Origin of the sequence: Micromonospora inyonensis (genome assembly GCF_900091415.1) — a bacterium.
Taxonomy (GTDB): domain Bacteria; phylum Actinomycetota; class Actinomycetes; order Mycobacteriales; family Micromonosporaceae; genus Micromonospora; species Micromonospora inyonensis.
In genome coordinates this window covers 3,173,759-3,188,035 of sequence record NZ_FMHU01000001.1, presented here as the reverse complement: position 1 = coordinate 3,188,035, position 14,277 = coordinate 3,173,759, and the positions used below count along the sequence as shown (strand labels likewise).

The following is a 14,277-nucleotide window of genomic DNA, read 5'->3' as shown; positions in this document are numbered from 1 at the left end:
GGGGTTCCGCCCCGCCGGCCGTTACCGTGTCGGGTGTGGACACCTCTCAGGTCAATCGACGAATCCCCTTCTCCGCGATGTTCAACTTCCGCGACGTCGGCGGCTACCGGAGCCACGACGGACGCACCGTACGGTGGGGCCGGCTCTACCGTTCCGACTCCCTGCACCGTGTCGACGAGACCGACCGGGCGGCGTTCACCGCACTCGGCGTCCGGACGGTGATCGACCTGCGCCGACCGACCGAGGTGACCCGCCACGGCCGGGTGCCGGCGTACGACGGGCTCACCTACCGCCACATCCACCCCGAGCACCGGTCGTGGGGGGAGCAGATGTACGACCCGGAGACCAGCCTGGCCGGCTTCCTGGTCGACCGGTACGTCGCCCTCGCCACCACCGGCGCGGCCGGGCTGGGCGAGGCGGTCGGGCTGATCGCCGACGCCGAGAACGCCCCGGTCGTGGTGCACTGCGTGGCCGGCAAGGACCGCACCGGCATCGTCTGTGCGCTGACCCTGTCGGTGCTCGGGGTGAGCGACGCGGACATCGCCGCCGACTACGCGCTGAGCACCGAGGCGTCGGCCCGGTTCAGCGCCTGGCTCGCCGCCAGCAACCCGGACGCGGAGGACCCGCCCGCACCGTTCCTCTCCTCACCGGCCGAGACGATGCCGCTCTTCCTCGACGAGCTGCGCGGACGGCACGGATCGGTCGAGGGGTACCTCCGCCACGCCGGACTGACCGACGCGCAGCTCGACGCGCTCCGGACTCACCTGCTGGAGTAACCCGCCGGGTGGAGCCGCCGGGGGCCCGCCCAGGACCGGCGGTGGCTCACGCGGTGACCGACAACTGCCGACATGCTGACTCCCTATGACGCACCAAAGGTTCTGCGTCAGCAAGATAGGTCAACATGGATGACCTCCGGTAGTCCGACGCGCCGGTCACCGACTGTGATCAGCGCCTCCACCGGCTGAAACAACGACATCCCGGGGTGATGTCCGATAGTGGACATCATCCCGGGACGCCGACGTGGAGGGGTCACGACCCCCTGACGGGTCAGAGCACCCGGTGGACCCAGCCGTGCGGGTCGGCGGTGACGCCGCGCTGGAGGTCGACGAGCTGTTGGCGCAGCTCCATGGTGACCCGGCCGGGCCTGCCCGCCCCGATGGGGAACTCGCCGTCGGGGAAGCGGACGTGCCCGATCGGCGTGATCACGGCGGCCGTGCCACAGGCGAAGACCTCACGCAACCGCCCGCTCACCGCGTCGGCCTGCCAGTCGGCGAAGCTGACCGACCGCTCCTGCACGGTCAGTCCCGCCTCGGCGGCCAGGGTCAGCACCGACTCCCGGGTGATGCCGGGCAGGATGCTGCCGGTCAGCGGCGGGGTCACCAGCGTGCTGTCGTCGTAGACGAAGAAGACGTTCATGCCGCCCAGCTCGTCGACGAAGCGCCGCTCGACCGCGTCCAGGAAGACCACCTGGTCGCAGCCGTGCTCGATCGCCTCGGCCTGGGCCGCCAGCGAGGCCGCGTAGTTGCCGCCGCACTTCGCCGCGCCGGTGCCGCCCGGCGCGGCCCGGGTGTAGTCCGGGGAGATCCAGACCTTCACCGGCTTGACCCCGCCGGAGAAGTACGCCCCGACCGGGGCGGCGATCAGGACGTAGAGGTACTCCCGGGCCGGCCGGACACCGAGGAAGACCTCACTGGCGAACATGAACGGTCGCAGGTAGAGACTGCCGTCCTCGCCGGTCGGGATCCACTCCCGGTCGATCTCGATCAGCCGGTGCAGCGAGTCGAGGAACGCCTCCGGCGGCAGCGGCGGCATCGCCAGCCGCTCGGCCGAGGCGACGAACCGGTCGGCATTGGCCTCCGGACGGAACAGCGTCACCCCGCCGTCGGCGGTGCGGTACGCCTTGAGCCCTTCGAAGATCTCCTGCGCGTAGTGCAGCACGGCGCTGGCCGGGTCCATCGGGATCGGGGCGCGTGCCTCGACCCGGGCGTCGTACCAGCCCTTGCCCTCCGCATAGCGGATCGTGACCATGTGATCGGTGAAGACCCGGCCGAAACCGGGGTCGACCAGCAGCGCGGCCCGGTCGGCGGCGGATACGGGCGCGGGGTTCCGACGGATCTCGAATTCGAGCTTGTCACCACCGCTCATCGCGCTGACCTCCCTGGGACGACGTCACGGCGCGCTGGAGCGCACGCCGAAGGACTGGTGTTGTGGAACTTACCCCGAACGGCCGTTCAGCGGGAGGGCCGACCAACGCCCCGGCGCTACGTTGCGTGACGCCGGGCCTGGTTGCAGGGGACCCCTCCTCATCACGAGACGGTAGGAGGGGCCCCCTGCAACCAGCGTCCGGGTAACGGACTGTGCGAGCGGTCAGCCGGCCGCGTACTCGGCCAGGCGGTCGCCCACCTCGTCGGTGCGCAGCGGTACGCCCGGCGCCCGGTTCGCCAGTTCGCTGGCTACGGCCTCGGTGACCCGGCTGGCGGCGTCGGCGTGGCCGAGCTGTTCCAGCAGCAGCGCGGCGGAGAGCACGGCGGCCACCGGGTCGGCGACGCCCTTACCGGCGATGTCCGGGGCCGAGCCGTGCACCGGCTCGAACATCGAGGGGTAACGGCCCTCCGGGTTGATGCAGCCGCTGGCGGCCAGCCCGATCCCGCCGGTGACGGCGGCGGCGATGTCGGTCAGGATGTCCCCGAAGAGGTTGTCGGTGACCACCACGTCGTACCGCTGCGGTTGCGTCACCAGGAACATCGCGGCGGCGTCGACGTGCTGGTACTCGGTGGTCACGTCGGGGTGCTCGGCGGCGACCGCCGCGAAGGCACGGGCCCAGAGCGAGCCGGCGTGGGTGAGCACATTGGTCTTGTGCACCAGGGTGACCTTGCGCCGTTCCCGGCGGCCCGCGCGGGCGAAGGCGTCCCGGATCACCCGTTCCACGCCGTGCCGCGTGTTCAGGCTCTCCTCGGTGGCCACCTCGGCGGCGGTGTCCCGGTGCAGCGAGCCGCCCGCGCCGGCGTAGAGCCCCTCGGTGCCCTCCCGGACCACCACCAGGTCGACCTCGCCCGGCTTGACCGTGGCGAGCGGCCCGGTGACGCCCGGCCAGAGGCGGGACGGACGGAGGTTGACGTACTGGTCGAAGGCGAAACGGAGCTTGAGAAGCAGGCCGCGCTCCAGCACACCCGGCGGGACGGTCGGGTCGCCGACCGCGCCGAGCAGGATCGCGTCGTGCCCGGCCAGCTCGGTCAGGACCGAGTCCGGCAGCACCTCGCCGGTGCGGTGGTAACGGGCGGCGCCGAGGTCGTACCCGGTGGCCTCCACCCCGGGGAGGACGGCGTCGATGACCTTACGGGCCTGCGTGACCACCTCGGGCCCGATCCCGTCCCCGGCCACCACCGCGATCCGCGTCACGTTCCACTCCTCAGCTCACCGTTGAACTCGTACGTTACGACGCCGTCCCGCCTCCCGGTACGTTACGCCCAGGATATGGGATATGGAGATGCACAGCAGCTTTCCAGGTGACATTCATGGTCCAGTCACCTCGGCCCCCTAGGGTGGGGTTCGCGCGGGTCACGGGGGCCCGTGACGGAGGGTCGGCGACGGCGCGGCACCGTCCGGAGGGAGCAGGCACATGCGCATCGAGGAACAGACGCGGACGCGGTGGGTGGACCGACCCACCCACGTCAGCCGCCGTCCCGACCTGCGGCTCGGCGGTCGCGGCCTGCTCGACCGCTGGGGTGGGGTGGCCACCGACCGGCTCACCGTCACGCACACCGTGCGCACCTCGACCGGTGAGTACACCCTCGTCCTGAACGCCCCCGACTGGCTCGGGCGGCGGGGGGTCGGCGAGGCGCTGCGCGACGCCGTCGCCGAGCTGCGCGCCGTCGACCTGACCTACGGGCCCGGTCGACCGCAGAGCCTGGTCTCCCGGCTGCGTCGGGGCGAGATCGGCACCGAGTCGTACGCGCCCCTGGCCGACCTGGTCAACCGCTGCACCGCGATGCGGGCCGCGACCGACGGCTGGTTCGACGCCTGGGCGGTGCCCGGCGGCTTCGACCCGGGTGGCCTGCTCGGCGGGTGGGCGGTGGAGCGGGCCGCCGCCCGGTTACGCGCCGCCGGGGTGCACGACTACGCCGTGGTCGCCGGTGCGGATTTGGTCGTCCGGGGCCACGCCCCGCACGGCGGACCGTGGCGGGTGGCGGTGCACCACCCGGACGGCGAACACGCCCCGCTGGTGCTGGAGATGACCGCCGGCGCGATCGGCACCTCCGGGGTCAGCGGCCGGCGCGACCACGTGGTGGACCCGCACACCGGGGAGCCGGCCCGCCAGATGACCGCCGCCACCGTGGTGGGGCCGGACCTGACGGTCGCGGACGCGTACGCCACCGCCCTCTACGCCGCCGGCCCGGCGGGGCTGGCCTGGTTCGCCGACGGGTCGCACTACCGGCCGCTCTTCGGCCACCGGCACTGACCCGCCTCGGCCACGGGCACGCCCGCCGCAGGCACCGGCACTGACCCGCCTCGGCCACCGGCACTGAACCCGCCTCACCCACCGCCACTGACCCGCCGACGGCTCCAGCACGACTCGCTGGGCACGGCGGGGTCAGGGGACGCGGACCGGGGAGAAACGCGATCGGCTCCCACGGTCGCGGCAACGACGGTGGGAGCCGGTCAGCGACGAGTGCGCGTGGCTCGCGCATCCGAGGGGTGCGGAACCGAAAGGTCGGACGCCGGACACCGTCACCCGAAGACAGGTCGACGCCGCGAGTTCGTTCAGTAACCGCACGTGTACGCTAGCGAACTCCCGTGGACCGCCGCAAGGGCCTCCACAGCGGACCGTCCCGGTACGACGCTGCGGCTTCCCCTCCGGACGGTCCAACGGGGTCGGTGACACGGCGCGTCGACCGGATGGCACGCTGTCCGCCGTGAGTTTCGATCTGAGCGTGTGGGCCCTACCGGAAGGGGCCTCCCCCGCCGACGTGCGGGCGGCCGTGCAACGGTGCCGTCAGGGACAGCACGTCGAGAGCTATCCCGACCCCCGGGTGGTCGCCTTCTACCGGGCGATCACCGCCAGCTACCCGGACCGTCCCGGGCCGGGATCGCCGTGGGAGGTGACGCCGTTGCACGCCGCCGCCGACCACGTGGCGATGTACCTCTATCCGACCTGTGAGGACCAGGTCCTCCTGGACATCGAACGGCTGGCCGCCGAGAACAACCTGATGCTCTTCGACCCCCAGGACGGCTCCGTCTACCCGCCGCCCGCGACCGTCCCTTCCCCCGTGCACCGCGGGTCCGCTCCCGCGCCCCACGGCACCCGCGTCGTCTAGGGCCGGTCACCGGGGGACGCCCTGGTGACCGGGAGCGGGCACCGACCCGCCGGGACGTCCGGGCCGGGAACGGGCACCGACCCGCCGGGACGTCCGGGCCGGGAACGGGCACCGACCCGCCGGGACGTCCGGGCCGGGAACGCGCGGGCCCGACGACGGCACCGGGGCCCGGCCGTCGCTGGCCGGGCCCCGGTGCCGTACGGGGTGTGGGACTACTCGTCGCGCAGGTCGGCGGCGGAGGCGGCGGTCGCGCCGATCGACTCGGCGGCCGAGGTGAGCAGGTCCGCGCCGAGGGCCTGGTCGACGGTGAGCGTCATCAGCGTCTCGCCACCGGCCTCGCGACGGGCCACCTGCATGGCCGCGATGTTGATGCCGGCCTCGCCGAGCAGGGTACCGACGGTGCCGACCACGCCGGGACGGTCGACGTAGCGGAGGAAGAGCAGGATGCCCTCCGCGCCGATCTCCACGTCGAATCCGTCGACCTCGGTCAGCTTGATGACGTCGCGTCCGCCACTGCTGGCGACGGTGCCCGAGACGCTGACCGTACGGCCGTCGGGCAGCGCGCCCCGGACGGAGACCAGGGTCGGCTGGTCGGCCTCGGCCTGGCTGGTCAGGGTGACCTCGACGCCGCGCTCGGCGGCGAGGTGCGGGGCGTTGACGTAGGTGACCTGCTCCTCGACGACCGAGCTGAACAGCCCCTTGGTCGCGGCGAGCTTGAGCACCGAGACGTCGTGGTTGGCGATCTCGCCGCGCACCTCGACGGTGACACTGGCGGCCACCCCGCCGGCCACGGCGGTGAACGCCCGACCGAGCTTCTCGGCCAGCGGCAGCAGCGGCCGGACGTCCTCGGCGACCACGCCGCCGGCCTGGACGTTCACCGCGTCCGGCACGAACTCGCCCTGGAGGGCGAGCTTGACGCTCTTGGCCACCGCGAGACCGGCCTTGTCCTGCGCCTCGTGGGTGGAGGCGCCCAGGTGCGGGGTGGCCACCACGTTGTCGAAGGCGAACAGCGGCGAGGAGGTGCAGGGCTCCTTGGCGTAGACGTCGACACCGGCACCGGCGACCCGGCCCTCGGCGATGGCGTCCGCGAGGGCCTGCTCGTCGACCAGGCCACCCCGGGCGGCGTTGACGATCCGTACGCCCGGCTTGACGATCGCCAGTTCCTTCTCGCCGATCAGGCCGACCGTCTCCGGCGTCTTCGGCAGGTGGATCGAGATGAAGTCGCTCTCCCGCAGCAGCTCCTCCAGTCCGACCAGGCGGACCCCGAGCTGGGCCGCGCGGGCCGGCTGGATGTAGGGGTCGTACGCGATCAGCCGGGTGCCGAAGGCGGCGATGCGGGACGCGAACAGGACGCCGATACGGCCCAGGCCGACCACGCCGACGGTCTTGCCCTGGATCTCGACGCCGGTGTACCTGGACCGCTTCCACTCCCCCGCCTTGAGCGCGGCGCTGGCGCTGGCGGTGTTGCGGGCCACGGCCAGCAGCAGGGCGACGGCCTGCTCGGCGGCGGAGACGATGTTCGAGGTGGGCGCGTTGACCACCATCACGCCCCGGGCGGTGGCGGCGGGCACCTCGACGTTGTCCAGACCGACGCCCGCGCGGGCGACCACCTTGAGGCGGGGTGCGGCGGCGACGGCCTCCGCGTCGATCTGGGTGGCACTGCGCACGATCACCGCGTCGGCCTCGGCGAGGGCGGAGAGCAGCGCCGGACGGTCGGTGCCGTCGACGTGACGTACGTCGAAGTCGTGGGCGAGCACCTCGATGGCGGCGGGAGCGAGTTCTTCGGCGATCAGTACGACAGGATTCATCGGTCCTCGTAGATATCGTCAGGGCGGTCGGCTACCTCGACGGGACGCCGCGCTGCGCCCTGTGCTTGACCGGGGCCATGGGCCGTGCGGGTGCCGGCAGCACCCACCGCGATGGCGTGCGGATGCCGGGAACACCTACCCGCGATGGTAGGCCGCCGCCCACCACGGCCGTCCCAGGTAGCGGGGTGAGGGCCCTCACACACCAGCCGGCCATGAGACGGTTCTCGACCGAACGTGCGGATTCGACGCGAGCACCGGAACGCCTCACCCGTCCGGCATCGTCCGTTCAACCGCTGGCCGCGGCCGGCCACAAGGGGAGACCGCACCCATACGGGGCGGGAGTCGCCGATGCCGCTCGTCGTCCGGATCGCGCTGCCACGCCCACCGGCCGGACGCCGGCCTCCACGCCGGGGTCCACGGCTGACCGAGGCGTTGATCACCCGGTCCCACCACCTGAGTGTGCTGCCCGGCGCGACCGCCCGGCGCGCGGCTGCGGCCCCGGTGGCGCTACCGGCGGTTGTCCAGCCTCCGGCGGGCCCGGTGGCTGCTCCGGTGGTCTGGCCTGCCTCGCTGCCGGGCACCGTGGAGCGGGCCGCGACATGACGGCGGCCCGTGGCCGGACGCCGGGGAGGCGTCGGCCACGGGCCGCGTCGGTACGCCCCGACCGGGTCAGGCGGTCTCGGTGAGCGGACGGTCGACCCAGCTCATCATGCCGCGCAGCTTCTGGCCGGTCTCCTCGATCGGGTGCGCCGCGCCCTCGGCCTGCCACTTGCGGTAGTTCGGGCGGCCCGCGTCGTCCTCGGCGATCCACTCGCGGGCGAACTCGCCGGACTGGACCTCGGAGAGGATCTTGCGCATCTCCTCCTTGACCCGGGCGTCGACCACCCGCGGCCCCCGGGACAGGTCGCCGTACTCGGCGGTGTCGGAGATGCTGTAGCGCATCCGGGCGATGCCGCCCTCGTACATCAGGTCGACGATGAGCTTCAGCTCGTGCAGGCACTCGAAGTAGGCCACCTCGGGCGCGTACCCGGCCTCGGTGAGCACCTCGAAACCGGTCTGCACCAGCGCGGACGCGCCACCGCAGAGCACCGCCTGCTCGCCGAAGAGGTCGGTCTCGGTCTCCTCCTTGAAGGTGGTCCTGATCACGCCGGCCCGGCTGCCACCGATGCCCTTCGCGTACGACAGGGCCAGGGCGAGCGCGTTGCCCGAGGGGTCCTGCTCGACGGCGACCAGGCAGGGCACGCCCTTGCCGTCGACGTACTGGCGGCGGACCAGGTGACCCGGGCCCTTCGGGGCGACCATCGCCACGTCGACGTCGGCCGGGGGCTTGATCAGCCCGTACCGGATGTTGAAGCCGTGGCCGAAGAAGAGGGCCTTGCCGGCGGTCAGGTTCGGGGCGATCGACTCGGCGTAGAGCTTGCGCTGCGCGGTGTCCGGGGCGAGGATCATGATCACGTCGGCCTCGGCCGACGCCTCCGCCGGGGTGAGCACCCGCAGCCCCTGCTCCTCGGCCTTGGCCCGGCTCTTCGAGCCCTCGGGCAGACCGATCACCACGTCGACGCCCGAGTCACGCAGCGACAGCGCGTGCGCGTGGCCCTGGCTGCCGTAGCCGATGACCGCGACCTTCTTGCCCTGGATCAGGCTCAGGTCGGCGTCGTCGTCGTAGAACACCTCAACGCTCATGAGAACTTCCCTTTCGTACGACGGCCCGGTCGGCCCGTCGTGGTCGGTGCGGCTGGGTTTCCGCGGCGCGCGACGCCGGTCCGGTCGGGTTCCGGCGACTCGCGACGCTCATCGGTCGGGTCAGGCGGCCCGCAGCGACGGACCGACGGTGATGGAGCGCGAACCGCGCCCGATCGCCACCGTGCCCGACTGGACCATCTCCTTGATGCCGAAGGGTTCGAGGTCACGCAGAAGGGCGTCCAGCTTGTCGGGGGTGCCGGTCGCCTCGATGGTCAGCGTGTCCGGGGCGACGTCGACCACCCGGGCGCGGAAGAGGTTCACCGTCTCCAGCACCTGGCTCCGGGCCGCGCGGTCGGCGCGCACCTTGACCAGCAGGAGTTCCCGGGCGACCGAGACCTGCGGGTCCAGCTCGACGATCTTGAGCACGTTGACCAGCTTGTTGAGCTGCTTGGTGACCTGCTCCAGCGGCGAGGACTCGGCGTTGACCACGATGGTGATCCGGGAGACGTCCGGGTTCTCCGTCTCGCCGACGGCGAGGCTGTCGATGTTGAACCCACGCCGGGAGAAGAGCCCGGAGACCCGGGCCAGTACGCCCGGCTTGTTCTCCACCAGAACCGACAGCGTGTGCAGGTTCATGCCACGGCCTCGCTTCGCTCGGTCGCGCCGGGGCGCGACATCCGACTGCGTCTGCTGATTCGTCCGCCTCGTCCACCCATGGTCAGACGTCGTCCTCGTCGAAGACCGGGCGGACGCCACGGGCGAACATGATCTCGTCGTTGCTGGTGCCGGCGGCGACCATCGGCCAGACCATCGCGTCCTTGCCGACCACGAAGTCGATCACCACCGGCGCGTCGTCGATCGCCATCGCGGCCTCGATGGTCTTGTCCACGTCGGCGGCGTTCTCACAGCGCAGGCCGACGCAGCCGAGCGCCTCGGCCAGCTTGACGAAGTCCGGGATGCGGTGCTTGTGGGTGCCCAGATCGGTGTTGGAGTAGCGCTCCCCGTAGAAGAGGGTCTGCCACTGCCGCACCATGCCCAGGTTGCCGTTGTTGATGATCGCGATCTTGACCGGGATGCCCTCCAGGGCACAGGTGGCCAGCTCCTGGTTGGTCATCTGGAAACAACCGTCGCCGTCGACCGCCCAGACCACCGTGTCCGGCTTGCCGACCTTCGCGCCCATCGCGGCCGGGACGGCGTACCCCATCGTGCCGGCACCGCCGGAGTTCAACCAGGTGTACGGCTTCTCGTACGAGATGAACTGGGCCGCCCACATCTGGTGCTGCCCGACGCCGGCCACGTAGATCGCGTCCGGGCCGACGACCTCGCCGAGCCGCTTGATCACGTACTGCGGGGCGAGGGTGCCGTCGACGGGCTCGTCGTAGCCGAGCGGGTAGCGCTCGCGCAGGTCGTCGAGCTGCGCCCACCAGTCGGTCAGGTCCGCCGTCCGACCGGCGGCGTGCTCGACGGTGACCGCCCCGATCAGCTCGTCGATCACCTGCCGGGCGTCACCGACGATCGGCACGTCCGCCGTCCGGCTCTTGCCGATCTCGGCCGGGTCGATGTCGGCGTGCACCACGGTCGCGCCGGGGGCGAACGAGTCCAGCCGGCCGGTCACCCGGTCGTCGAAGCGCGCCCCCAGCGCCACGATCAGGTCCGACTTCTGCAACGCATACACCGCGGCGACCGTGCCGTGCATGCCGGGCATGCCCAGGTGCTGGGCGTGCGAGTCGGGGAACGCCCCGCGCGCCATCAGCGTGGTGACCACCGGGATGCCGGTCAGCTCGGCGAGCCGGCGCAGCCCCTCGGTGGCCCCGGCCTTGAGCACGCCGCCGCCGACGTAGAGCACCGGCCGGCGGGAGCCGGTCATCAGCCGGGCCGCCTCCCGGATCTGCTTGCCGTGCGGGTGCAGGGTCGGCCGGTAGCCGGGCAGGTCGAGGGTGGGCGGCCAGTTGAACGTGGTCTGTGCCTGGAGGACGTCCTTGGGGATGTCGACCAGCACCGGCCCGGGACGCCCGGTGGCGGCCAGGTGGAACGCCTCGGCCAGCACCTGCGGGATCTCCTCGGGGGTCTGCACGAGGAAGTTGTGCTTGGTGATCGGCAGCGTGATGCCCTGGATGTCCGCCTCCTGGAAGGCGTCCGTGCCGATCGCCGGGCGCGGCACCTGGCCGGTGATCGCCACCAGCGGCACCGAGTCCATGTACGCGTCGGCGATCGGGGTGACCAGGTTCGTCGCGCCGGGGCCGGAGGTCGCCATGCACACCCCGACCCGGCCGGTGGCCTGCGCGTACCCGGTCGCCGCGTGCCCCGCGCCCTGCTCGTGCCGGACCAGGATGTGCCGGACGCGGGAGTCGTAGAGCGGGTCGTACGCCGGCAGGATCGCCCCGCCGGGGATGCCGAACACCACGTCGACGCCGAGCGCCTCGAGCGAGCGCACCAGCGAACCGGCACCGGAGACCTCGAGGGGGGTGACCGGAGCGGGTACCGCCGGAACGGCGACGCGGTCGGTGGCGGGCTCGGCGCTCGTGCGGGCTCGCCGAGTGGAGTGGGCGAGGGTCTCTGGCGTGGGTCTCGTCATGGCGGTTCTGACCTTCGGCTCGGGTGAGTGGCTCGTCAAGCAGTGCAACGCGGGCGGGGCCCGCCCCGATGGGTCCAACGGCAACAAAAACGGCCCACGTGCAGACACGCACGGGGCCAGCGCACTCTCACGAGGAGGAGAGTGCGCTCAGGTAAGTACTCGCGGGAAGCGGAACGACGGCATGGGGACAGCCTGACGCATCTCACGCGATGAGTCAACTGGTCTCAGATACTGGTCAACGGTGTGCCGCGCCACCGCGTATGTCCGGCGCCACACCCGGCCCGACCTGCGTCGACGCCACGTCGTTGGCGATCTGGTCGGACGCACCCTCCGGCAGGGATGCCGGGACGGCGCGCGGTGCCGGGGGCGACGCGGGAACGGCGCGCGGTGCCGGGGGCGGTGCCGTCCCGGCGCGCGGTGCCGGGGGCGGTGCGGCGGTCGGCTCCGACGGCCGGCTCTCCGCCGGGTCTGCGCCGGTGACCGGGGCCGGCCGCGCCAGGGTCGCGGCGTCGAGCATCGCCTCCAGGTGCTCCGCCGGTACGCCCCAACCGAAGAGCGCCCCCTGCCCGAACCGGCAGCCGGCGGCGACCACCGCGGCCAGTTCGGTCGGCGAGGTGACCCCCTCGGCGATCACCTCCAGGCCGAGCTGGTGGCCCAGCCGCATCACGACGTCGACCATCGGCGCGAACGGCGGCCCGTCCCGGTCCACCGGAGTGACCGGCTCGTGCTCGGCGACCAGACTGTGGTCGATCTTGAGGATGTCGATCGGCAGCCGGCGGAGCTGCCCCAGGGACGAGTACCCGGCCCCGAAGTCGTCCAGGGCGATCCGCACCCCGGTACGCCGCAGCGCGGTCAACCGCCGGATCAGCTCGTCGACGTCGGTCGCCACCGTGTGCTCGGTCACCTCCAGCACCAGCCGTTGCGGCGGCACCCGGTGCGCCCGCAGCGCCTCGGCGACCTGGGCGACGTACGCCTCGGCGTGCAGTTCCCGGGGGGAGACGTTCACCGACACCCAGACGTCGTGACCGTCGGCCAGCCAGCGGGACAGCTGGAGGCATGCCTGGTCGAGCACCCACGCGCCGAGCGCGGCGATCATGCCGCACTCCTCGGCGAGCGGGATGAACTCGTCCGGGCGGACGCTGCCCAGCTGCGGGTGGTGCCAGCGCAGCAGCGCCTCCGCCCCGACCGGACGCACCGACGGCAGGGAGGCCACCGGCTGGAACGCCAGGCGCAGCTCGCCGCGCCCGATCGCCCCGCGCAGCTCGTGCTCCACCGTCGTCCGGCGACGCAGCATCCGTTCGTACGTGGCGTCGTACCGCTCGACCCGGTTCTTGCCCTGCTGCTTGGCGTGGCGCAACGCCAGGTCGGCGTGGCGCAGCAGCACCTCGACGTCCGACTCGTCGACGTGGCGCGGCACCGGCGTGCCGTCCGGGCCCGCCTCGCCGGGCGACCGGTCGGCCTGCTCCGGCCCGGCCGCGCCGTCCGGCCGGTCGGCCTGCTGGGGAACAGCGGCGTCGTCCGGCCGGTCGGGAACAGCCGCGCCGTCCGGGTCGCCCCGTCCGGCCACACCGACGCTCACCGAGAGGAAGACCGGCCCGTCCGGCTGCTCGTACGCCTCGCCCAACGCGTGTAGCAGTTCCCGGGCGAGGCGGTCGACATCCTGCGGGCTCCGGTGGGTCAGCACCGCGAACTCGTCCCCGCCGAGTCGGGCGGGGAGGTCACCGGGGCCCTGGTGGGCGCGCAGCCGCCGCCCCACCTCGGCGAGCACCGCGTCACCGACGTCGTGCCCCCGCATGTCGTTGACGTGCTTGAACCCGTCCAGGTCGAGACCGAGCAGCGCCACCGGCTCACGGCCGGCGACGGCGGACGCCAGCGCACGCAGCAGCCCTCGCCGGTTCGCCAGCCCGGTCAGTGGATCGGTGTGGGCCAGTTCACGGAAGTGCGCCTCCCGCTCGGCCAGCCGGGCGGCGTACCCGCGCATGTCGTGCAGGGTGAGGTACTGGCGGGTGACCAGCGCGAAGCCCTCGAGGCTGCCGGCGGTGATCGCGAAGGCGTCGAAGCGGCCGTCCTGGAGGAGGTGGTACGCCGCCGACGCGGCCATGGCGATCATCGGGATGAAGGCGTACTCGCTGTCCCGGCGGATCAGGTCGGCCGCGACCTGGCCGGGCGGGTCGGTGGTGTGCACGGCGAGCCCGGCGCTGAGCAGCCCGACGGCGAGCAGCACCGCACCGGCGAGGGCCAGCCGGGTGCCGCCCCCGCAGAGTCCGCCGGCCACCCCCAACCCGCCGAAGACCGTGTTGGTGACGCCGCAGCAGAGCCCGGCCAGGCGGGCCCGGGGGCGGGGCGCGCGGGCGGCGACGACCGCGTTCAGCCCGGCGGCGAGGGCCGCGCTGACCGTGGCGAACAGGATCGGCGCGCAGGTCAGGTGCGTCGCGTCACCGAGCAGGCGGGTCGGCTCGGAGAAGAGCACCCAGCCGACGAACCAGAACGCCGCCGCCGTGATCACCCCGTCGAGGAGCAGCCGGACCGCCCCGGACGGCGATCCGACGACCCCGGGCATCCGGAGCAGCCCGGCGCAGCCCAGGAAGCCGCTCACCGCGATGCCGATCGAGACCGCGGTCGCCCAGCCTGTCCGTTCCCCCGGGTGGGACCCGTGGACGGCGGCGGCGAGCAGCCCGGTGGCCAGGCTGAGCGTCGCGACCGCGGCGCCGGCGGCCAGCAGCAGGTGGGCCTGTCGGTAGCCGCCGCTCCGGTGCCGGACCGAGACGAACAGCAGACAGGTGGCCGCTGTCGCCCCGAGCCCGCTCAGCGTCGCAACCGCGATCATGACCGGGGAGAACTGCACAGGGTCAACTCTGCCGGACGGCACGCGGGCGCGGGGGGCGGGGTGTGCATC

General features: G+C 72.8%; 11 protein-coding genes. 4 read left to right on the top strand and 7 right to left on the bottom strand.

The window, feature by feature from the left end; genetic code table 11:
* Positions 1-26: 26 nt before the first annotated feature.
* On the top strand, positions 27-776 hold the full coding sequence (locus GA0074694_RS14415; protein ID WP_425413597.1) for a tyrosine-protein phosphatase: 750 nt from the start codon (positions 27-29) through the stop codon (positions 774-776).
* Between the two features lie 271 nt (positions 777-1,047).
* Here the strand turns inward: GA0074694_RS14415 and GA0074694_RS14410 are convergent, their stop codons facing one another.
* A complete protein-coding gene (locus GA0074694_RS14410; protein WP_091458226.1) occupies positions 1,048-2,145 on the bottom strand; it encodes a branched-chain amino acid aminotransferase in 1,098 nt (365 codons plus the stop codon).
* Between the two features lie 222 nt (positions 2,146-2,367).
* The gene (locus tag GA0074694_RS14405; RefSeq protein WP_091458223.1) at positions 2,368-3,399 is read right to left on the bottom strand and encodes a 3-isopropylmalate dehydrogenase; all 1,032 of its coding nucleotides are present in this window, start codon (positions 3,397-3,399) and stop codon (positions 2,368-2,370) included.
* A gap of 220 nt (positions 3,400-3,619) precedes the next feature.
* Here GA0074694_RS14405 and GA0074694_RS14400 point away from each other — a divergent pair, with 220 nt between their 5' ends.
* Entirely contained in the window at positions 3,620-4,459 is an 840-nt protein-coding gene (locus GA0074694_RS14400) for an FAD:protein FMN transferase (protein ID WP_091458221.1), read from the top strand.
* A 454-nt stretch (positions 4,460-4,913) separates the two neighbouring features.
* Positions 4,914-5,315, top strand: a complete 402-nt coding sequence (locus tag GA0074694_RS14395; RefSeq protein ID WP_091458219.1) for a hypothetical protein — start codon at positions 4,914-4,916, stop codon at positions 5,313-5,315.
* A 212-nt stretch (positions 5,316-5,527) separates the two neighbouring features.
* On the opposite strand, the gene serA is transcribed toward GA0074694_RS14395, so the two are convergent.
* Complete coding sequence (serA, locus tag GA0074694_RS14390; RefSeq protein ID WP_091458217.1) at positions 5,528-7,123, bottom strand: phosphoglycerate dehydrogenase; 1,596 nt, start codon at positions 7,121-7,123, stop codon at positions 5,528-5,530.
* A 348-nt stretch (positions 7,124-7,471) separates the two neighbouring features.
* Here serA and GA0074694_RS14385 point away from each other — a divergent pair, with 348 nt between their 5' ends.
* On the top strand, positions 7,472-7,726 hold the full coding sequence (locus GA0074694_RS14385) for a hypothetical protein (RefSeq protein WP_091458214.1): 255 nt from the start codon (positions 7,472-7,474) through the stop codon (positions 7,724-7,726).
* A 66-nt stretch (positions 7,727-7,792) separates the two neighbouring features.
* Here GA0074694_RS14385 and ilvC read toward each other — a convergent pair whose 3' ends face one another.
* From ilvC to GA0074694_RS32910, 4 genes are all read right to left on the bottom strand, one after another.
* Positions 7,793-8,806 (bottom strand): ketol-acid reductoisomerase, encoded by a 1,014-nt coding sequence (gene ilvC, locus GA0074694_RS14380; protein WP_091458212.1) that lies wholly within the window; start codon positions 8,804-8,806, stop codon positions 7,793-7,795.
* 120 nt (positions 8,807-8,926) lie between these two features.
* Positions 8,927-9,442 (bottom strand): acetolactate synthase small subunit, encoded by a 516-nt coding sequence (gene ilvN, locus GA0074694_RS14375; RefSeq protein WP_091458210.1) that lies wholly within the window; start codon positions 9,440-9,442, stop codon positions 8,927-8,929.
* Between the two features lie 82 nt (positions 9,443-9,524).
* Complete coding sequence (locus GA0074694_RS14370; RefSeq protein ID WP_091458207.1) at positions 9,525-11,381, bottom strand: acetolactate synthase large subunit; 1,857 nt, start codon at positions 11,379-11,381, stop codon at positions 9,525-9,527.
* Positions 11,382-11,616: 235 nt separating this feature from the next.
* The gene (locus GA0074694_RS32910; RefSeq protein WP_245714752.1) at positions 11,617-14,208 is read right to left on the bottom strand and encodes a putative bifunctional diguanylate cyclase/phosphodiesterase; all 2,592 of its coding nucleotides are present in this window, start codon (positions 14,206-14,208) and stop codon (positions 11,617-11,619) included.
* Positions 14,209-14,277 lie beyond the last annotated feature (69 nt).